Source organism: Pseudomonas sp. CDFA 610 (genome assembly GCF_021147865.1).
GTDB classification, from domain to species: Bacteria; Pseudomonadota; Gammaproteobacteria; order Pseudomonadales; family Pseudomonadaceae; genus Aquipseudomonas; species Aquipseudomonas alliivorans.
This window is the reverse complement of sequence record NZ_JAGTPM010000001.1, coordinates 217,962-237,107: the sequence shown is the minus strand read 5'-3', so window position 1 is coordinate 237,107 and position 19,146 is coordinate 217,962. Positions and strand designations below refer to the sequence as shown.

General features: G+C 60.8%; 16 protein-coding genes, 1 pseudogene and 1 riboswitch. Of the genes and pseudogenes, 10 read left to right on the top strand and 7 right to left on the bottom strand.

What is annotated here, in order from left to right; all coding sequences use genetic code 11:
* Positions 1-67: 67 nt before the first annotated feature.
* Positions 68-802: a FadR/GntR family transcriptional regulator gene (locus KDX39_RS01125; RefSeq protein ID WP_099226609.1), complete on the bottom strand. Its 735-nt coding sequence runs from the start codon at positions 800-802 to the stop codon at positions 68-70.
* 108 nt (positions 803-910) lie between these two features.
* On the opposite strand from KDX39_RS01125, the gene KDX39_RS01120 reads away from it, so the two are divergent.
* From KDX39_RS01120 to KDX39_RS01100, 5 genes are all read left to right on the top strand, one after another.
* Entirely contained in the window at positions 911-1,627 is a 717-nt protein-coding gene (locus KDX39_RS01120; RefSeq protein WP_210075721.1) for a FadR/GntR family transcriptional regulator, read from the top strand.
* An 18-nt stretch (positions 1,628-1,645) separates the two neighbouring features.
* A riboswitch (cobalamin riboswitch) is annotated at positions 1,646-1,842 on the top strand.
* Positions 1,843-1,975: 133 nt separating this feature from the next.
* Complete coding sequence (locus KDX39_RS01115) at positions 1,976-2,989, top strand: ABC transporter substrate-binding protein (RefSeq protein WP_231658909.1); 1,014 nt, start codon at positions 1,976-1,978, stop codon at positions 2,987-2,989.
* Entirely contained in the window at positions 2,986-4,008 is a 1,023-nt protein-coding gene (locus tag KDX39_RS01110) for a FecCD family ABC transporter permease (RefSeq protein ID WP_231658908.1), read from the top strand. The genes KDX39_RS01115 and KDX39_RS01110 overlap by 4 nt, the downstream gene beginning before the upstream one ends.
* The gene (locus KDX39_RS01105) at positions 4,005-4,796 is read left to right on the top strand and encodes an ABC transporter ATP-binding protein (protein ID WP_231658907.1); all 792 of its coding nucleotides are present in this window, start codon (positions 4,005-4,007) and stop codon (positions 4,794-4,796) included. Before KDX39_RS01110 ends, KDX39_RS01105 begins: the two co-directional genes overlap by 4 nt.
* Before the next feature lie 118 nt (positions 4,797-4,914).
* Positions 4,915-6,921 (top strand): peptidase U32 family protein, encoded by a 2,007-nt coding sequence (locus tag KDX39_RS01100; protein WP_210043395.1) that lies wholly within the window; start codon positions 4,915-4,917, stop codon positions 6,919-6,921.
* 27 nt (positions 6,922-6,948) lie between these two features.
* Here KDX39_RS01100 and KDX39_RS01095 read toward each other — a convergent pair whose 3' ends face one another.
* Positions 6,949-7,473: a GNAT family N-acetyltransferase gene (locus KDX39_RS01095; RefSeq protein WP_184323015.1), complete on the bottom strand. Its 525-nt coding sequence runs from the start codon at positions 7,471-7,473 to the stop codon at positions 6,949-6,951.
* Positions 7,474-8,037: 564 nt separating this feature from the next.
* On the opposite strand from KDX39_RS01095, the gene nirB reads away from it, so the two are divergent.
* The 4 genes from nirB to KDX39_RS01075 all read left to right on the top strand — a co-directional run bounded on the left by nirB (position 8,038) and on the right by KDX39_RS01075 (position 13,638).
* Positions 8,038-10,599, top strand: coding sequence for a nitrite reductase large subunit NirB (gene nirB / locus KDX39_RS01090; RefSeq protein WP_231658906.1), 2,562 nt, complete (start codon positions 8,038-8,040; stop codon positions 10,597-10,599).
* Positions 10,599-10,982, top strand: coding sequence for a nitrite reductase small subunit NirD (nirD, locus tag KDX39_RS01085; protein ID WP_231658905.1), 384 nt, complete (start codon positions 10,599-10,601; stop codon positions 10,980-10,982). The genes nirB and nirD overlap by 1 nt, the downstream gene beginning before the upstream one ends.
* A gap of 217 nt (positions 10,983-11,199) precedes the next feature.
* Positions 11,200-13,176 (top strand): DNA topoisomerase III, encoded by a 1,977-nt coding sequence (locus KDX39_RS01080; protein WP_231658904.1) that lies wholly within the window; start codon positions 11,200-11,202, stop codon positions 13,174-13,176.
* A gap of 63 nt (positions 13,177-13,239) precedes the next feature.
* Positions 13,240-13,638, top strand: coding sequence for a RidA family protein (locus KDX39_RS01075; RefSeq protein ID WP_099226601.1), 399 nt, complete (start codon positions 13,240-13,242; stop codon positions 13,636-13,638).
* A 9-nt stretch (positions 13,639-13,647) separates the two neighbouring features.
* Here the strand turns inward: KDX39_RS01075 and surE are convergent, their stop codons facing one another.
* Together surE and KDX39_RS01065 are read right to left on the bottom strand one after the other, a co-directional pair.
* A complete protein-coding gene (gene surE / locus KDX39_RS01070; RefSeq protein WP_231658903.1) occupies positions 13,648-14,421 on the bottom strand; it encodes a 5'/3'-nucleotidase SurE in 774 nt (257 codons plus the stop codon).
* A 110-nt stretch (positions 14,422-14,531) separates the two neighbouring features.
* Positions 14,532-14,843: a DUF6482 family protein gene (locus KDX39_RS01065; protein ID WP_231658902.1), complete on the bottom strand. Its 312-nt coding sequence runs from the start codon at positions 14,841-14,843 to the stop codon at positions 14,532-14,534.
* 202 nt (positions 14,844-15,045) lie between these two features.
* Between KDX39_RS01065 and KDX39_RS01060 the strand changes: the two genes are divergently transcribed.
* Positions 15,046-15,417 carry a PH domain-containing protein gene (locus KDX39_RS01060; RefSeq protein ID WP_099226598.1) on the top strand — a complete coding sequence of 124 codons (372 nt, stop codon included), beginning with the start codon at positions 15,046-15,048 and terminating at the stop codon, positions 15,415-15,417.
* A gap of 52 nt (positions 15,418-15,469) precedes the next feature.
* Here the strand turns inward: KDX39_RS01060 and KDX39_RS01055 are convergent, their stop codons facing one another.
* From KDX39_RS01055 to KDX39_RS26490, 3 genes and pseudogenes are all read right to left on the bottom strand, one after another.
* Positions 15,470-17,266: a methyl-accepting chemotaxis protein gene (locus KDX39_RS01055; RefSeq protein WP_231658901.1), complete on the bottom strand. Its 1,797-nt coding sequence runs from the start codon at positions 17,264-17,266 to the stop codon at positions 15,470-15,472.
* 178 nt (positions 17,267-17,444) lie between these two features.
* Positions 17,445-18,170: a methyl-accepting chemotaxis protein gene (locus tag KDX39_RS26495; RefSeq protein WP_371321823.1), complete on the bottom strand. Its 726-nt coding sequence runs from the start codon at positions 18,168-18,170 to the stop codon at positions 17,445-17,447.
* Positions 18,171-18,302: 132 nt separating this feature from the next.
* Positions 18,303-19,058: pseudogene (locus KDX39_RS26490) on the bottom strand (MCP four helix bundle domain-containing protein); the annotation flags it as partial.
* Between the last annotated feature and the right edge of the window lie 88 nt (positions 19,059-19,146).

The following is a 19,146-nucleotide window of genomic DNA, read 5'->3' as shown; positions in this document are numbered from 1 at the left end:
ACAGCTCGTTGAGGGCTACAAGATTTGTACATGACAGCAGAACGGGACGCTCAGCGTCCCTTCGATGTCAGTCGCTGTAGAGCGCCTGGGTTCTGCGCAGGCGCATGCGGCTGCCGTTGAGGTGCAGGTACATGGCAGAGCGGGCGGCGTCGACATTGCCTTCGGCGATGGCGTTGTAAATCTGTCGGTGTTCGGCATTGATGCCGGCCAGATAGGCATGTCGATCGCTCTGGCCGGTGTAGGCCGAGTTCATGCGGGTGCGGGGAATCAGCTTGGTGCCGAGGTGTTTCATGATATCGATCAGGTAGGCATTGCCCGACGCCTTGGCAATCTTGAGGTGAAACTGAAAGTCGGCATTGATGGTCGTTCCGGACTTCTGCGGGCCTTCCAGCAGCGCGTCGAAGGCCCGTTTGAGCTCCAGCAATGCCTCAGGACTGCGTCGTTGGGCGGCCAGACCCGCCGCTTCGACCTCAAGGCTCAGACGAAACTCCAGCAGGTTCAGCACGTCCGCCACCGTGACAATGGTGGCAGGCCCGACGGAAAAACCCTCCGGCGGCGGCATATCAAGCACAAAGGTTCCGACCCCATGACGCGTTTCGACCAGCCCCGCCGCCTGCATCCGCGACAACGCATCGCGCACCACCGTGCGGCTGACGCCCTCGGCTTCCATGATATGAAGCTCCGAAGGCAACTTTTCGCCACGCTGAAGCACACCGTCACGCATGCGCTGGGCAAAGCGGTCGACCAGGGTTTCAGCCAGGCGGCGATGATTCTTTTGCGAGGAAAGCGCGTTGTCCGACATTGCAGCCTCATGTCTATCGAATACCCGAGTATAGGCTGCGATCCCCGCACAAAACACGCCCTGAGTGAGGTTATACTCAGCGCCCCGATACGGACCTGATCACCCGCCATGGAACCTACCGCATCCCCGAAAGGCCGCCGTTCCAGCCTGACCCAGCAATTGGTCGCCGAATTCGCCCGCAAAATTCGCGAAGGCGAGATCCAGAGCGGCGAAAAGCTGCCCACCGAGCAGGTGATCATTCGGGAAACCGGGGTCAGCCGTACCGTTGTCCGTGAAGCCATGTCACGCCTGCAGGCCGAAGGGCTGGTCGAAACCCGGCATGGCATCGGCACCTTCGTCGTCGACGCCTCCCAGGCCAGGGCCGATCAGTCGGACGAGCTGTCCATCGGCACGCCCGGCGACGCCGTGGCAATCATTGAACTGCGACTGAGCCTTGAGCCCGAAGCTGCCGCGCTGGCTGCACAACGTCGCACGCCTGAACAATTGAGCGCCATTCGTCAGGCCCTCGACGAGTTGCACCGCTGCGTCCGGACCGGCCAGGATACCCTGCAGGCCGATTACGAATTCCATCGGCGCATTTCCCTGTGCACCGCCAACAGCTTCTTCACCGACGTGATGAACCAGTTGGGCAGCAGCATCCTGCCGCGCGCGCGCAGTGGTTTCGGCAACATCGCGTCGTTGCAGATGGAAGACGATCCTCATATTCAGCAGCGTGAGCAGGAACAGATCTTCGACGCCCTCGCCCATCAGGATCGCGACGCCGCCCGGGCCGCCATGCGCCTGCATCTGCTCAACAGCCTGCAACGCCTGCGTGCAAAGCCGTAGCGAGCCCATCCCTTATCGTTTACCATGCCGCCCGTCGGTTTCCGAGAGGAACTAACAGGGAATTCGCCCGCCTCGCGCCACGAGCCGAAACGAAACTGCCCCCGCAACTGTAGGCATTGAGCCAGTTCCACCACTGCCACTGGGTGATACCCGGGAAGGCCGGAGCCAGGCGATGACATGCCAGTCAGGAGACCTGCCGACCTTAATCAATCACTAACCGGCGGGGTGTCCGGGAAGGACATCCGCGCATGGCCTTATTGCGCCAGTTGCTGCTGTTTCCGGCAGACCGGGATGTGTTTTCCTGTTGTGCATGCGCCCTGACACACGTTCGAATCGAGGTCGCATTCCATGTCACTGCCCCGCCTTGTCGCACTCGCTGCCAGCCTGACCCTTTCAAGCCTGGCGCTCGCCGCACCGACCCACTATCCGCTGACTATTGAAAACTGCGGCTACTCGCTGACCTTCGCTCATGCGCCAGCCAGGGCCGTGACCATTGGGCAATCGGGCACCGAGATGTTGTACGAATTGGGCCTGGGCAACAGGCTGGTCGGTACCTCCCTGTGGTTCAACGATGTACTGCCGCGCTTCAAGGAACAGAACGACAAGGTCGAGCGTCTGGCCAACAACGAACCCAGCTTTGAGGCCGTGATCGGCAAACGCCCCGAACTGGTTGCCGTGCAACTGGAATGGATGGTCGGCAAGCAAGGTGCAGTCGGCACGCGGGAGCAGTTCCACGAACTGAAGATTCCGACCTACCTGATGCCGTCTGACTGCGAAGGCAAAGACAATCTGGTCGGCGCCGACGGCACGCGCCTCGAAGCGTTCCGCATCGAGACCATCTACAAGAGCATCGAGCAACTGGCGCAGATCTTTGATGTGCAGGATCGTGGCGACAAGCTGGTCGCCGACCTCAAGGCCCGCCTGAGCGCTGCTGTGGCCAATGTCCAGCAGAACCATGCCAAGGACGTGTCGGCGGTGTTCTGGTTCTCAAGCTCCGATCTGAAAGCCGATCCTTTCGTCGCGGGCCGCAAGGGTATTCCGGACTTCATGCTCAATAATCTGGGGATGCGCAACATCGTCCAGTCCGATGAAGAATGGCCGACCGTTGGCTGGGAAACCATCGCCAAGGCCAACCCGAGCATTCTGGTGATCGCCCGCATGGACCGCCGCCGCTTCCCGGCCGACGACTACCGCAAGAAAATCGAATTCCTCAAGTCTGACCCGGTGACCCGCAACATGGACGCTGTGAAGCACGACCGCATCGTGATCATCGACGCAGAAGGCATGCAGGCCAGCCTGCGTCTGTTCACCGGCATCGAAGAGCTGTCCGCTGCCGCCAACCGTTTCAATGCCACTCAATGAGATTGCCTGTCGCACTCGGCCATGTGATCTGGGTCTCGGCGGTGCTGGTGCTGGCCATCATCCTCGGCGCCGCGATTGGCGAAACCTCGATCAGTCTGCAGGTGGTGTTTCAGGTACTGGCCAACAAGCTGTGGGCGGCGGGCTATGTGCTTGATCCCATCGATGAAGGCATTGTCTGGAATTACCGCCTGACCCGCGCCATCGTAGCCGCTGCCTGCGGTTCGGGGCTGGCTATTTGTGGCGTGGTGCTGCAGTCGCTGTTACGCAACCCGCTGGCCGATCCTTATCTGCTGGGCATTTCAGCCGGCGCCTCGACCGGCGCAGTCATGGTGGCGATTCTGGGTTTCGGTGCCGGGGTCATTTCCATGTCGGCAGGCGCTTTCGTCGGCGCGCTGGTGGCGTTCTCTCTGGTCGCTCTGCTCGCCCACTCATCGAGGGGCAACACGGCCGCCGGGCAAATCATTCTGGCGGGTATTGCCGGCTCGCAACTGTTCAACGCGCTGACCTCGTTCCTGATCACCAAGTCGGCCAGCTCCGAACAGGCACGCGGCATCATGTTCTGGTTGCTGGGCAATCTGAGTGGCGTACGCTGGCCCTCGGTGTGGATGGCTGTGCCCGCAGCTCTGTTCGGTATGCTGGTGTGCCTTTGGCATCGTCGCGCGCTGGATGCGTTCACCTTTGGCAGCGACTCCGCTGCTTCACTCGGCATCGCCGTGCGACGGGTGCAGATCGTGTTGATCGCCACTGCGGCGCTGGTGACAGCGGTGATGGTCTCGATTGTAGGGTCCATCGGTTTCGTCGGTCTGGTGATTCCGCATGCGGTAAGAATGCTCACCGGCGTACGCCATGCCCGGCTGGTGCCGCTGAGCGCCTTGAGCGGTGCACTATTCCTGATCGCGGCCGACATTCTTTCGCGCACGCTGATCAAAGGCCAGGCGCTGCCGATCGGGGTGATCACCGCCCTGATCGGCGCACCTGTGTTTGCATTGATCCTCATTCAGGGGAACAGGACACGATGAGCGCCTTCAGTCCCGATGTCGCTACCTCGGTGCTCGGTTGCACAGGACTGGGCTATTCGGTTCGCGGCGCGACCCTGCTGCGCGACGTGGACCTGAGCATCGCCCAAGGCGAGACACTGGGTATTGTGGGCCCGAATGGCTCTGGCAAATCGACGCTGCTCAAATTGCTGTCCGGCATCCACAAGCCGTCCAGCGGTCAGGTAACCATCGGCGAACGTCCTCTGTCGAGCCTGAACCGGCGCGACGTCGCCCGGGCGCTGGCGGTGGTCGAGCAACAGGCCGAAACAAGTGACGCGATCACTGTACTGGACGCCGTGGAACTGGGCCGCACGCCCTGGCTGTCGGCGCTGGCGCCCTGGAGTGACAACGATGACCGGATCGTTCGTCAGGCGCTGGTGGACGTGGACATGCTGCCCTTCATCAAGCGCGCCTGGCATACCTTGTCGGGCGGCGAACGGCAACGGGTGCATATCGCCCGGGCGCTGGCACAGAGGCCGGGAATCCTGTTGCTGGACGAGCCGACCAATCACCTGGATATCCAGCATCAGTTGACCATTCTCGGTCTGGTCAAGGCGTTGCCGGTCACCACGGTCATCGCCCTGCATGATTTGAATCAGGCATTGGACTGTGACCGGGTGGCCGTAATGGAAAAAGGCCGCATGGTCGCACTGGGCGCACCCGCCGAGGTGCTGACGCCCGAGCGGCTGCTGGACACCTTCGGTGTGATCGGCCGCTGGCTGACCGACCCGTTCGATGGCTCACGGATTCTGCGTCTGCGCTCGCCCTGAAGCCCCCTTCTCAACCCCACCGACAGTCAGTAAATGCCGCCGCAGCGATCAGCGCAGGTGCGCAGCGCGGCCCATGGCACTACAATGCGCGCTTTGCCCGCCGTCGGATGCCGTAGCCATGTCCCTACCCAAACACCATCTGGAATTGCTCAGCCCCGCACGGGACACGAGCATCGCCCGTGAAGCCATCCTGCATGGCGCCGACGCGGTGTACATTGGCGGGCCAAGCTTCGGCGCACGACACAACGCCTGCAACGAGGTCAGCGATATCGCCGAACTGGTGAAATTCGCCCATCGCTACCACGCGCGCATCTTCACCACCATCAACACCATCCTGCATGACGACGAGCTGGAACCGGCCCGCACGCTGATCCACCAGCTCTACGATGCAGGCGTGGATGCGCTGATCGTGCAGGACCTCGGCGTTCTGGACATGGACATTCCGCCCATCGAGCTGCATGCCAGCACCCAGACCGACATCCGTACTCTGGGTCGGGCGAAGTTTCTCGATCAGGCAGGTTTCTCGCAGCTGGTATTGGCTCGTGAGCTGAACCTGCAGGAAATCCGCGAGATCGCCGACGAAACCGACGCGGCCATCGAGTTCTTCATTCACGGCGCGTTGTGCGTGGCGTTCTCCGGGCAGTGCAACATCTCCCACGCACAGAACGGCCGCAGCGCCAACCGCGGCGACTGCTCCCAGGCCTGCCGTCTGCCCTACACCCTCAAGGATGATCAGGGTCGCGTCGTGGCCTTCGAAAAGCACCTGCTGTCGATGAAAGACAACAACCAGAGCGCCAACCTGCGCGCGCTGGTTGAAGCGGGCGTGCGCTCGTTCAAGATCGAGGGCCGTTACAAGGATGCGGGCTACGTCAAGAACATCACCGCGTACTACCGCCAGCGTCTGGACGACATTCTGGAGGACCGCCCGGATCTGGCGCGTGCCTCCAGCGGCCGTACCGCACACTTCTTCGTGCCTGACCCGGAAAAGACCTTCAACCGCGGCAGCACCGATTACTTCGTCAGCGACCGCAAGATCGACATTGGTGCGTTCGACACGCCGACCTTCACCGGCCTGCTGGTCGGCAGCGTGGAGAAACTGGGCAAGCGCGACCTGATCGCGGTCACTCACGAGCCGCTGTCCAACGGCGACGGGCTGAACGTGCTGATCAAACGTGAAGTGGTGGGTTTCCGCGCCAACGTCGCGGAGCTCAAAGGCGAATTCGAGGAAGACGGTGAGAAACGCTGGCGCTATCGCGTCGAGCCCAACGAAATGCCGGCCGCCCTCTCCCGTCTGCGTCCGAATCATCCGCTGAGCCGTAACCTGGACCATAACTGGCAACAGGCCTTGCTGAAGACCTCGGCCGAACGCCGGATCGGCATTCAGTGGCAGGTCGAATTGCGCGAAGAGCGCCTGAACCTGACCGCGACCAGCGAAGAGGGCGTCAGCGTCACGACTCATCTGGACGGTCCGTTTGGCGCGGCGAACAAGCCGGAACAGGCGCTGGACCAGTTGCGCGATCTGCTGTCCCAACTGGGCACCACGATCTATCACGCCCAGGACATCAGGCTGGACGCACCCCAGGCATTCTTCGTGCCCAACTCCCAGCTCAAGACCCTGCGCCGCGACACCATCGAAGCGCTCACCGAAGCGCGCGTCAAGGCGCATCCACAGGGCGGACGCAAGGCTGAAACCACGCCACCTCCGGTTTACCCTGAGTCGCACCTGTCGTTTCTGGCCAACGTCTATAACCAGAAAGCGCGTGATTTCTACCACCGCCATGGTGTGCAACTGATCGATGCGGCTTATGAAGCGCACGAAGAAACCGGCGAAGTGCCGGTCATGATCACCAAGCACTGCCTGCGTTTCTCGTTCAACCTGTGCCCGAAACAGGCCAAGGGCGTGACCGGCGTGCGCACCAAGGTCGCACCGATGCAACTGATTCAGGGTGACGAAGTGCTGACCCTGAAGTTCGATTGCAAGCCGTGTGAAATGCACGTGGTGGGCAAGATGAAAGGCCACATTCTGGACCTGCCGCTGCCGGGCAGTGCTGCGGCCAAGGCGGTCGTCGGCCATATCACGCCTGAAGACCTGATGAAAACCGCACGCCAGCGCGCTCCGCGCTGACGTCAATCACGTCCTGAGGGCAGGCGCTTACTTGCCCTCTGAACTCCGGTGCCGCCTGTCAGGCACGCACTCCATATGCGTGGTTTTCCACACCGGGTCGGTTTCTACGTCTGTCACGGCGAAACCCTGTTTTTCCCAAAAGCGGATCGCGCCGGGCAAAAATGGATGGGTGTGCAGGTACAAAACCTCTATCCCGCTGGCTTCGGCGTGCGCCCACAGCGCCTCACACAAGCGACTGGCCAGCCCGTCCCCTCGGAACTGAGGCATGACGTAAAGGCGCACGATCTCCACCGTATCGCGACCGGTATAGTCCAGTTGTGGGAAGCGATGATCGAATGGCAGATAGCCGACAGCAGCAATGATCTTCCCGTCGTGACGTGCAGTCAGGAATTTGCCTCTGCTGCCGTTCAGGTACACCTGTTCGAAAGCTGCCAGGTCGGCAGGGAACACGGTGGCATCGAGCATGGGGAAAACCTCGGCCCGGGCACGCATGGCGAAGTCGATGGTTTCAGGGATTTCGGCGCGGGTGACTTCCTGGATAGTAAAGGTCATGGCAACGGATCTTGTGAATGAAGGCGCAGGGTAATACAAATGATGCGCCAGCTTCAGGGGAGCGGCGAACGTGCAGACCTCTTGATCGCGTCTTTTGGGTAAGGATCGTGCCCATCGCTCCGCGTGGGAATAGATCCAGCGACGCTCTATACCCCCCCGACCATCCTCCTCCATGCACACCTTTACAGCGCAACCCGCCCGCTGCGCACCATTGCAATGCAGCCTGCCAAGCCACCCTGACACACGCTCCGGATCCCTGCTGTCGCGCCAGACACCCGGAAACACGAGGCTCGGGGTCACTCATCAACGATCGACGCCAAGCTGGCACAACCCCTGCATTATTCCAGACAACCCCGCCTTCAATGTGGTCGGGCCGCCCCGGTTGATCGACGCAGATCGCCAGTCTCACAGAGACCACAGGGCTATCAGGTGCATCCGGCAACGTGGCTCGATCCGCACCCTTGAACACCCATAAGAGAACAGGCAAAGGCGCCTGGAACCGAAAGGTTCCGGGCGCTTTTTTTTTGCTTCAAAAAACCTGATTGGCCTCGGCCGGGATTAGCCATGAACACCACAGTCTTCCCCCACAACGATGTAAAAACCCTGATCGTCGTCGGCAATGGCATGGTCGGTCATCATTGCGTCGAGCAATTGATCGCAGGCGGCGCGCTTGAGCGCTATCGCATTCATGTGTTCGGTGAAGAGGCGCAGCGTGCCTACGACCGTGTGCACCTGTCCGAGTACTTCACCGGACGCGATGCCGAGTCACTGGCCATGAGCGAAATGGCGCTTTACGAACAGGCTGGCCTGACCCTGCACTTGGGCGTGCCGGTGCTGGAAATCGACCGCGACCGCCGCGAAATCATCACCGCTGAAGGCTGCTTCAGCTACGACAAGCTGGTTCTGGCGACCGGCTCTTACCCGTTCGTACCGCCCATCGAAGGCGCGCAGGGCAATTCGAAGCTGGTGTACCGCACGCTGGAAGACCTGGACAGCATCCGTTACGCGGCCTCGAAAGCCCGTCGTGGCGTGGTGGTCGGTGGCGGCCTGCTGGGGCTGGAAGCCGCAAACGCCCTGAAATCCCTGGGCCTTGAAGCCCATGTCGTGGAGTTCGCACCACGCCTGATGCCCGTCCAGCTCGACGAACTGGGCGGCGCTGCTTTGAAGGCCCGGATCGAAGCGCTCGGCGTGGGTGTTCACCTGTCACGTGCCACTCAGTCAATCAGCGACGGCAAGCAGTACCGCTACCGCATGAACTTCGCCAATGACGAATTTCTCGAAACCGACCTGATCGTATTCTCCGCCGGTATCCGTCCGCAGGATGCCCTCGCCCGCCAGTGCGAACTCGAACTCGGCCCTCGTGGCGGCATCGCGATTGACGAACACTGCCGCACCAGCGATGAAGACATCTATGCCATCGGCGAATGTGCGGCCTGGAACGGCAGCGTGTTCGGTCTGGTCGCACCCGGCTATCAGATGGCCCGTGGCGTCGCGGCGCAGTTATGCGACAAGGACACCGAACCGTTCTTCGGTGCCGACATGTCCACCAAACTCAAGTTGCTGGGCGTGGACGTCGGCTCGATCGGCGATGCTCACGGCGCGCTGGCGGGCGCGGTCAGCTATCGCTACATCGACGAAGCCACCGCCAGTTATCGCCGTTTGGTGGTGTCGGCTGATGGCAAACAGGTACTGGGCGCGGTGCTGGTCGGCGACAACAGTTATTACGACACCCTGCTGCAATACGCGCAGAACGGCATCACTCTGCCCGCCGATCCGTCGAGCCTGATCCTGCCACACAGCGAAGGCGCGCCGACGCTGGGTGCCGACGCCCTGCCCGCCACAGCGACGATCTGCTCATGCCACAACGTCAGCAAGGGTTCGATCTGCTCGGCCATCGACAACGGCTGCACCGACCTTGCCGGGGTCAAGGCCTGCACAAAGGCCGCGACCGGCTGCGGTGGCTGTACAGCGCTGCTCAAGCAAGTGTTCGAACACGAACTGATTGCCCGTGGTGTCGCCGTCGACAAAAGCCTCTGCGAACATTTCGCCTACACCCGTCAGGAGCTGTATTCGATGGTGCGCGTCGAAGGGATCGAATCCTTCGAAGAGCTGTTGAGCCGTCATGGCAAAGGCGCTCATGGCTGCGACATCTGCAAGCCTGCGGTAGGCTCGATTCTCGCCTCGTGCTGGAACCGGCCGATTACCGAGCCCTCACTGGTGCCACTGCAGGACACCAATGACACGTTCATGGCCAACATGCAGAAGAACGGCACCTACTCGGTGGTGCCGCGTATTCCAGGCGGCGAAATCACGCCCGACGGCCTGATCGCCATCGGCGCGGTGGCCAAGAAGTATGACCTATACACCAAGATTACCGGCGGCCAGCGCATTGACCTGTTCGGCGCGCAACTGCATGAGCTGCCGGACATCTGGAGTGAACTGATCGAAGCCGGCTTCGAAACCGGTCACGCGTACGGCAAATCCACCCGCACCGTCAAGTCGTGTGTCGGCAGCACCTGGTGCCGCTATGGCGTCCAGGACAGCGTCGCCATGGCACTGCGAATCGAGGATCGCTACAAGGGTCTGCGCTCACCGCACAAGCTCAAGTTCGCGGTCTCCGGCTGCACCCGTGAATGCGCCGAGGCGCAGAGCAAGGACGTCGGCGTGATTGCCACCGAGAACGGCTGGAACCTGTACCTGTGCGGCAACGGCGGCATGCGCCCACGTCACGCAGAACTGTTCGCCACCGATCTGGATGACGAAACCCTGATCCGCTACATCGACCGGTTCCTGATGCTCTACATCCGCACCGCCGACAAGCTGCAGCGCACATCGGTGTGGCGCGAATCGCTGGAAGGCGGGCTGGATTACTTGAAGTCCGTGATCCTCGACGACAGCCTCGGGCTGGCGGCGGAGCTTGAGTCGCAGATGCAGCTGGTGGTTGACCGCTATGAATGCGAATGGGCCAACGCCCTGAAGGATCCGGAAAAACTCAAGCGCTTCCGCACCTTCGTCAACGACGGCCGTGGCGATCCGGACGTGCATTTCGTCAAGGAACGCGCTCAGCGTCGTCCTGCAAAACCTGAAGAACTCACACTGATCCCATTGTTCAAGGAGGTGGTTTGATGAACTCGCCCGATACAGCCTTCCCAGAAAACACTCATTCCGCGCTGCACCTGCACTGGCACGCCCTGTGCGGTCGGCAGGATCTGGTCGCCAACTCAGGTGTGGTGGCCTGGCTAGACGGTACGCAGGTAGCGCTGTTCTATGTGCCGAATACGGCGGACGGCGAGAAGCTCTATGCCATCGACAACCGCGACCCCAAGTCTGGAGCCAACGTGATCGGGCGCGGGCTGATTGGCCAGATCGCCGGAGACCTGGTGATCGCCTCGCCACTCTACAAACAGCACTTCCGCCTGCATGACGGCTCCTGCCTGGAGTATCCGGAGCAGCGACTGGAGGTCTGGCCGGTGCGGTTGAATGGTGATCAGGTGGAGATCGCGGTTTAGCGGCGGGGATCGTTGGCAGACAGAATCACGCTTTACTCCAGATGCGTCGCCGGGACGCGGGCATGCAGCTCAGGGCGCTCCGCGCGCCCTGCTGCTGATCAGACGTCTATGACCTCTCAGGACGTTTATCTGTATATCCATACAGATAAAACTTGCTCATCGCCGATTCGACGTTCATCCTTGCAGCCTTCACCACCGGTAATCGAAGACGGTAGTCATGCGGCTGTTCCTTTGCGAAAAACCCTCTCAGGCCAAAGACATCGCGGCTGTGCTCGGCGCAACGCGGCGTGGGGACGGCTGCTGGGTGGGTGCCAATGCCACGGTGACCTGGTGCATTGGCCATTTGCTGGAAACTGCACCGCCGGATGCCTACGATGCCCGTTACAAGCGGTGGGTGCTGGAAGACCTGCCCATCGTTCCGCAGCAATGGAAGATGCTGGTCAAACCCAGAACCGCCAGCCAGTTCAAGGCGGTCAAACGTCTGTTGGGCGAAGCAAAAGAACTGGTGATTGCCACGGATGCCGACCGCGAGGGCGAAATGATTGCCCGGGAGCTGGTCGAACATTGCCGTTATCGCGGGCCGATCCAGCGCCTGTGGCTGTCCGCTCTGGACGACGCCTCGATCCGCAAGGCGCTGGCCACGCTCAAGCCCGGTACTGATACTTTCAGCCTGTACCACTCGGCATTGGGCCGCTCCCGCGCCGACTGGCTGATCGGCATGAACATGAGCCGCCTGTTTACCCTCCTGGGCAGACAATCGGGCTATCAGGGCGTGCTGCCGGTCGGACGCGTACAGACCCCGACACTTCGACTGGTCGTGGACCGCGACCGCAGCATTGCCAATTTTGTCCCTGTGCCTTACTGGGCCATCGATGTGAAGCTGCTCCATGAGCATCAGGCGTTCATCGCCCAATGGCGGGCACCGTCGGACGCTTGTGATGATCAGGACCGCTGCCTGAATCAGCCGCTGGCGCAACAGGCAGCAGAGGATATTCGCGGGACGAACAGCGCCCGACTGGTCAAGCTGCGCACCGAGCGGATTCGTGAAGCGGCGCCCCTGCCCTTCGATCTCGGCACGCTTCAGGAAATCTGCTCGAAGAAGCTGGGCCTTGGCGCACAGGAAACCCTCGACATCGCCCAGTCCCTGTACGAAACCCACAAGGTCATCACCTACCCGCGCAGCGATTGCGGCTACCTGCCCAACAGCCAGCACGGCGAAGCGGCGAGCATCATTGCGGCGCTGGGCAAAGCCGACCCGGCGCTTGGCGAGCTGATGCCGCACCTTGACGCGCAACGCCGCTCACGGGCATGGAACGATGCAAAGGTCAGCGCCCACCACGGCATCATCCCCACCGCCGCGGCCCGAGGCATCGAGCGTCTGACCGGCAAACCGAAAGCGGTCTACACGCTGATCAGAGCCCGCTATCTGGCGCAGTTTCTGCCCAACCACGAATACGACCGCACCCAGGCCGACTTCGACTGCGCGGGACACGCCTTGCGCGCCGTCGGCAAACAGGTCGTCGAACCGGGCTGGAAGCGTGCCATGCCCGAGGCACTGACCCCGCCAAAAGGTCGCGAAGCCCCTGCGCCGCAGCCACTGCCCAGATTGATCCAGGGCTGTGAGTGCGCCGTCGCCGATGTCATGCTCAAGGACCTTTGGACCCAGCCGCCCAAACCGTTCACCGAGGGCGATCTGATCAAGGCGATGAAAAACGTCGCGAAACTGGTGGAAGATCCGCTGCTCAAGCAAAAGCTCAAGGACACCACCGGGATCGGCACCGAGGCGACGCGGGCCGGCATCATTCAGGGCCTGCTGGACCGCGGGTATCTGACCAAACAGGGCAAGGCGCTGTGCGCAACACCGGCGGCATTCGGCCTGATCGACGCCGTCCCGCGCGCCATCGCCGACCCTGGCACCACCGCTATCTGGGAACAGGCGCTGGACATGGTGCAGAGCGGCGAGATGAGCCTTGAGGAGTTCGTTACCCGGCAGGCCGCCTGGATGAGCAAACACGTGAGCCGATGCGTCGGCATGCGCATGTCCATCAGCGGGCCTGCGAGCCCGGCAGGCGTGAAGCCGCCGTGGAAGAAAAAACGCAAGGCCAGCCCGCGCAAGGCCGCAGGCGCCGAGAAAGCAACCGGCACGGCGGTGAAAAAACCGCGCCGCGCCGCGAAACCTGCCAGCAAGGCGTAAGACCGTCAGGCAGGTATTCGCTGCAAAGAATCAATTCAAAACTGCATAGCCAGGTGTAGCCACATGTCAGACCGCGAAATCATTGTCCCTCCCACCATGGAACTGATCATGGACCGCGCCGGCTATGCGCCTGCGGTCAGGGTCGGCCATACGCTCTACTGCTCGGGACAGGTCGGGCGCACACGCGATATGGAAGTGATCCTGAACCCTGAAGCGCAATTCATCGCCTGCTGGGAAAACCTGCGCACGGTACTGGCCGAGGCTGGCTGCACGTTCGACGACATCGTCGACATGACGACCTATCACGTGTCGATGAGCGAGCACATGCCGGTCTTTCGCGACGTCAAGAACCGCTTGTTTCCACGCGGACAATGCGCCTGGACCTGCATAGGCGTTGCTGAACTGGCGCACCCCGGCTTGCTGCTGGAGATCAAATGTATCGCCGTGATACGCCAGTCCTGAAAGGATGCCTCAGCTCGCGTGACGCGTTTTCAACTGGTCCAGCATTGCCGTGTCGGTACGTTCGAAACGCAGCGGTGTAACGGAAATACCGCCATTCATGACCACATGGGTTTCGCTGCCGGGCGCGTCCGCCAGATCGTGTCGATGGATGCTCAGCCAGAAATAGTCGCGCTCACGCATATCGGTGCGTGAAGTGATTTCCAGCGCATCGATGCGACCGGCACCCTGGGTGGTGAACTGCATCGGGCCAGCTTCCGCTGCGGGAACATCCGGGAAATTGATGTTCAGGCAGGCGCCCTGCTCCCACCCCAGCCCCCAGACCTTGCGAATCACATCCGGTGCCAGTTGCCGTGCCGTATCCCAGCGCACCGAGTCACGGCGCGTCAGGGCCTGACTCAGGGCAATCGAAGGCACGCCCAGTAACAGCCCGGCCATGGCTGCGCCGACCGTACCGGAAAACACCGTCTCAACGCCCAGGTTCGCGCCTTTGTTGATGCCGGACAGGATCAACGTGGGCGGCTGACTCATCAACTGTTGCAAGGCCATGGCGACACAGTCTGCGGGCGTACCCGAAACCGAAAACTTATGATCGCCACGCGTGGTCAGGCGCAATGGATGGTGAATGCTCAACGCGTGCGAGATGCCGCTCTGGTCATGATCAGGGGCGACGATCCAGACCTCATCGGCCAGTTCGCGGGCCACTTCTTCAAGCGCCAGCAAACCCGGGGCATCGATGCCATCGTCATTGGTGATCAGGATTCGGGGTAGTTTCTGGAAAGACATGACTGCTCCTGAGGAGTGAACTGCCGTCAAAACCTCAACCGGCAGTATCGACTTACCGCTCTGACGTGCAGAGCGGTGTTCCATTCATTCGGACAGGTGAACGCTGTATATCAAAGGCTCGAGCGCAACGGAATCTCATGCCGGGACGATTCGACCTGCACGTCGTCCAGGCCGACCATCTCGTCGTGAGCCACGCCCTGGCTCAGAAACAGCTGTACGTCCGGTACCGACGACAGCACCTTGCGTGCTTCCTCCACCGAAGCCAGATGCAAAGGCTTGCCGTGTGAATCCTGAACCGGCACTGACTTGCCTTGCACAAGTGCGTGAAGCACGTAGGAACCGCCTTCCATCGACACCAGATTGAGTTCACTGATCTTGCCAGCCTTGATGTCGCTGGACAGGTCTTGAATGTTCAAAATCACACCTCCGTAGGCGTTCCGGGAATCAGAGCGTCACAGAAATTGAGCCTGAACAGGCGTTAACGTTCCATTGCCGTCAAGTCAGACTGGAGCAATGCTCCTGGTCGGGCGACTGACCGGAAAAGTGGCCAGATGCTACTCTGCACGCGGCAATGCCCGGCATAGACGCGCTCCGCTTCCTTCGTTAACGGTTCAAGGATAGAAAATGATCGACTTCAACAACAAAGGTTTTTTCAAACTCAAACAGAATGACGAGTACGCAGACCGTGTGAAGGATCTGCTGCTGGACGGCGAAACAGTCATCGACTCCTACAAGTCCATGCGCGACGGCGTCGTCTTTACCACCAAACGCATCATCTCGGTCAACGTTCAGGGACTGACAGGCAGCAAAAAAGACTTCACGTCTCTGCCCTACAAGAACATCGTCGCCTGGTCGGTGGAAACGTCGGGGACATTCGACCTGGACTCGGAACTGGAAATCTATTACTCGGCGATCGGCAAGGTGAAGTTCGAATTCACAGGCAAGACGTCAGTGGTCCAGATATCAAGGTATATCGCCCAGCACCTGCTTGGCTGACTGAACAAACTCCCGTCGGTATTCGCAAGACCGACGGAAGTCACCCGACGTCTCAGCGGCCCAGCAACTGCGCCGCGTCGAAGCCCATCCGCAGGTTGCCCCAATGACGGCCGTCGAAGAAGAACGGTACATCGATCTCGGTCATGATTTCACCGGTATCGCGCAGGTAGGTCTGCAGCAGGAAGCGCTGTTTATTGCTTGCCGCTCGCAGGCCGACCGGGTCAGAGAACATCCGTTTGTTGCGACATACCGGCAAGTCAACAGCGCGATTGCCGGTCGGTTTCTGTGAAACCCAGCTGTTGTTGACCGGGCAATAACCCTTGCTATCGACAATGAACGAGACCTTGCCGCCTCGGGTGCCCTTGGTCAGCTTGTCGCACTCCTCCTGGCAGATCTGCGCGAATCGCTCGGTGTAACTGGTCATGTATTGCTTGGGATCGGTGCCGGGAATCAATTTGTAGTCGTGATCGAACAGATTGACGCCCTCCTTGTGCAGCACCGCAAGCCGCGCCTGCAAGGTATCGCGGCACTGACTGGCCCGCGTGATTGCAGCATCCAGCTCACCGTGCCCGAGCACGAAACGTCCCAGCAACGCCTGCACGCGCTCGGCAACACCGGACAGGTCGCGGGTGGCCGTCGCTGAATGCTGCATGCGCTGGTCGATGGCCTGGCTGTCCGCATAGATACGCGTGACCCGGTCGTTGATGCCCGTGTTGGTCGTGGCGAACTGCTGGATATGGGACGCAATGTCGGCAAGCTTGCCATTGGTCGACTCGAAGTCGACGATCATGCTTTCGAAATGACCCGACGCACGCTCCACGACCAATTGCGTTTCACGTGCGCTCTGACTGATCTGAGTGGTCTGCTCGTAGGTCGAGCTGACTTCCAGGAGCATCGCATCAATATTCTGCGAGATATCGTCCGTGGCTTTGCTGACGTTCTGCGCCAGGGTGCGCACCTCGTCGGCCACCACGGCAAAGCCGCGGCCGCTTTCGCCGGCACGTGCCGCTTCGATGGCCGCGTTGAGGGCCAGCAGGTTGGTCTGCGAAGAAATCTTCTGGATCAGGCCGACGATGGACTTGATGCTCGACGAGCGCTGATTCAAGGCAGATACCAGCACGCCGAACTCGTTGAGGCTGCTGGATATCTGGCTGATGTTGCCGGTCACTTCCAGCAGTTCGGAATAGGAGCCGCGCGCCATGCTCAGGTTCTGGGCAGTGGTGCTGGAAATGCCTTGAGTCTGCTGCGACACGTCCTCGATGCTGCCTACCGCCATGTTGCTCTGATCCATGACCTCCTTGGCAAAACGCGCCTGATCGGTTGCGCTGTCGCTGGAATCACTGATGTTCTTGAGCGAGCGCGCCGACTCGACCGCGATCTGCACGGTCAGTGCCTGAATGCTGCTGATCACTTCGCGCTGCTTGGCCAGGAAGCGGTTGCAGGTGCTGGCCAGCACGCGGATTTCGTCGTGGGTCAGCAATGGCAGATCCTTGGACAGATCGCCCTCGCCGTTGGCGATTTCTTCCAGCGCACCGGTCATGAACATCACAGGCCGCACAATGAGATGGCGCAGGTACCAGACCATGAAACCGACCATGCCCAGCGTGAACAGGGTGCTGATCAGAATGGCGTTGCTCAGCGCATCCAGCCTGCCTTCAATGCGCGTCAGTACACCGGCTTCCAGTTGCGCACTGCGCAACAACGTCACGATGTCGGCATGAACGGACAGCGCCACCCAATACAGCAGCGCACTGACGACAACCAGCAGAAAAAGGCTTGAGAGCTTTTTGGTCAAGGTGTTGAAAAACTGCTTTTCGACCGACTCGTACAAAGCCTTTAACGTTTGCATGCAGCAGCTCCTGGGCGCGGAAGGTAATCCGTTTGGATGGTTAACGTCTGTTAGTGCAAAAGCTTTAATGACCGGAGCGATCAGAACACTGGACGGTGTCCCGATCAGGCTCGACTACCGGCAAAAAAGCACAGAGTGGGCGGATCGGGAGATTACGCCAGATAATGGCTTATAGATATCAAAGCCGAAACCGGTCCACTGAACGCGAGAGCTGGACTGCCAGCGCGGACAACTCGTCGGTGGTGGCCGCCGTCTGGCCGATGACCCGGCTGTTGTCCTCGGACATGCTGGCGATCATCTCCACCTGATGAGCAATTTCATTGCTGGCCAGACTCTGTTCGCCAATCGTGCGGGTGATGTCGTTGACCAGATGCGTGGTGCTCAGCGTGGCATCAAGAATATCCCGGATGGCTTGCTGGACCTCGGCGGTCACCACCATGCCTTTGTCGACCTGCACCACCCCGGCTTCCATGCTGGTCACCGCCTCGCGGGTGCTTTGTTGAATGCGGGCGACCATGCCGGTGATTTCCTGGGTCGATGCGCTGGTACGACCTGCCAGGCTGCGCACCTCGTCGGCCACCACGGCAAAGCCACGGCCCTGTTCACCGGCACGTGCCGCCTCGATGGCCGCGTTGAGCGCCAGCAGGTTGGTCTGGTCGGCAATGCTCTTGATCACCTGAATGATGTTGAAAATGGCTTCCGATTCCTTGTCGAGCGTGCGGATTACCTGCGCCGATTGCTGGGCAGAACGGGCAATGCCGTCCATGTCGCTGACCACCTGATGGATCACCCGTCCGCCGTTCTTGGCCAGCGCCTCGGCCTGATTGGCCATCTCCCTTGCCTGTTCGGCATGACGCGTGACTTCTTCGATGCTGGCGGTCATTTCGCTGGCGGCCGCCGACATGGTCGCAGCTGCCGAGCTTTGCTGCTGGCTGCTGCCCGCCACAGCGTGACAGCCGCTGCTCAATTGCCCGCTCATGCCGCTGACGCCATGGGCATTGCCACGCACCACTTCGATCATGCCGCGCAGATCGCGCTGCATGACGGCAAGGCTGCGAATCAGCGCGCTGGCTTCATCACGGCTGCTCGGCTCGGCAATTGGCTCGCTGAGGTCGCCATGCGCAATGCTGTCAGCGATACGGCTGGCAGATCGCAAAGGGATCATGATGCTGCGAGTCACCCAATACCCTTGGGCCAACAGCAGCAACAGGCTGATGACCAGAACCACGCCGAGCGTGATATTGGCGGTGCTGATGGCATCGCGGGTGACTTCACCGCTGGCTTTCGAGTTGTCTTCGATCAAGTCGCTCAACGTGGACATCTGGCCTTCAAGCTGAGTAAAGGCGGCAGAAAATGTACTCAGGTCCTGCTGGGCACGGTCAGGGCTGTCCAGCGCCAGGCCGACAATCCGCTCGCCTGCGCTGATGTAGGCATCGAGGCTCGGTTTGACCTTGTTCAGTTCGGCCTTGAGGGTGTCGCTGATGGGCAACTGCAGATTGTTACTCAGGACTTTGCGGAATTGCGTGGCGTGCTCGCTGAGGGACGCCAGCACCTCTTCACGGGTGGTCTCACTCTTGCCCAGCCCGACCAGCATCGCCGAGAGCACATCGGCGCGCAGGGCGTCGTGCATCATGTCGGCCTGCAGATGATTGCTCAGCGCAGTCATGCTGACCTCGTTATCGGTCATCGCGGCCGCCATCCGGTTGTTGCCCAGATAACTGACCAGACTGATGATCAACACAGCCACTACCCCGGTGCCTATCAACAAGAACAAACGAAGTTTGATCGACATCCTGAAGCTCCCCTGCGGTCAATGAAATAACGCGAGCTGCGGACTACTCTTATGCAAAGCTTATCGACGCCTGTTCACGGATATTTAA

Excerpts from the sequence above, each read along its gene's own strand:
- KDX39_RS01125 (WP_099226609.1), bottom strand. The coding sequence starts at position 802 with ATGTCGGACAACGCGCTTTCCTCGCAAAAGAATCATCGCCGCCTGGCT.
- KDX39_RS01120 (WP_210075721.1), top strand. The coding sequence starts at position 911 with ATGGAACCTACCGCATCCCCGAAAGGCCGCCGTTCCAGCCTGACCCAG.
- KDX39_RS01115 (WP_231658909.1), top strand. The coding sequence starts at position 1,976 with ATGTCACTGCCCCGCCTTGTCGCACTCGCTGCCAGCCTGACCCTTTCA.
- KDX39_RS01110 (WP_231658908.1), top strand. The coding sequence starts at position 2,986 with ATGAGATTGCCTGTCGCACTCGGCCATGTGATCTGGGTCTCGGCGGTG.
- KDX39_RS01105 (WP_231658907.1), top strand. The coding sequence starts at position 4,005 with ATGAGCGCCTTCAGTCCCGATGTCGCTACCTCGGTGCTCGGTTGCACA.
- KDX39_RS01100 (WP_210043395.1), top strand. The coding sequence starts at position 4,915 with ATGTCCCTACCCAAACACCATCTGGAATTGCTCAGCCCCGCACGGGAC.
- KDX39_RS01095 (WP_184323015.1), bottom strand. The coding sequence starts at position 7,473 with ATGACCTTTACTATCCAGGAAGTCACCCGCGCCGAAATCCCTGAAACC.
- nirB (WP_231658906.1), top strand. The coding sequence starts at position 8,038 with ATGAACACCACAGTCTTCCCCCACAACGATGTAAAAACCCTGATCGTC.
- nirD (WP_231658905.1), top strand. The coding sequence starts at position 10,599 with ATGAACTCGCCCGATACAGCCTTCCCAGAAAACACTCATTCCGCGCTG.
- KDX39_RS01080 (WP_231658904.1), top strand. The coding sequence starts at position 11,200 with ATGCGGCTGTTCCTTTGCGAAAAACCCTCTCAGGCCAAAGACATCGCG.
- KDX39_RS01075 (WP_099226601.1), top strand. The coding sequence starts at position 13,240 with ATGTCAGACCGCGAAATCATTGTCCCTCCCACCATGGAACTGATCATG.
- surE (WP_231658903.1), bottom strand. The coding sequence starts at position 14,421 with ATGTCTTTCCAGAAACTACCCCGAATCCTGATCACCAATGACGATGGC.
- KDX39_RS01060 (WP_099226598.1), top strand. The coding sequence starts at position 15,046 with ATGATCGACTTCAACAACAAAGGTTTTTTCAAACTCAAACAGAATGAC.
- KDX39_RS01055 (WP_231658901.1), bottom strand. The coding sequence starts at position 17,266 with ATGCAAACGTTAAAGGCTTTGTACGAGTCGGTCGAAAAGCAGTTTTTC.
- KDX39_RS26495 (WP_371321823.1), bottom strand. The coding sequence starts at position 18,170 with ATGTCGGCGGCCGCCAGCGAAATGACCGCCAGCATCGAAGAAGTCACG.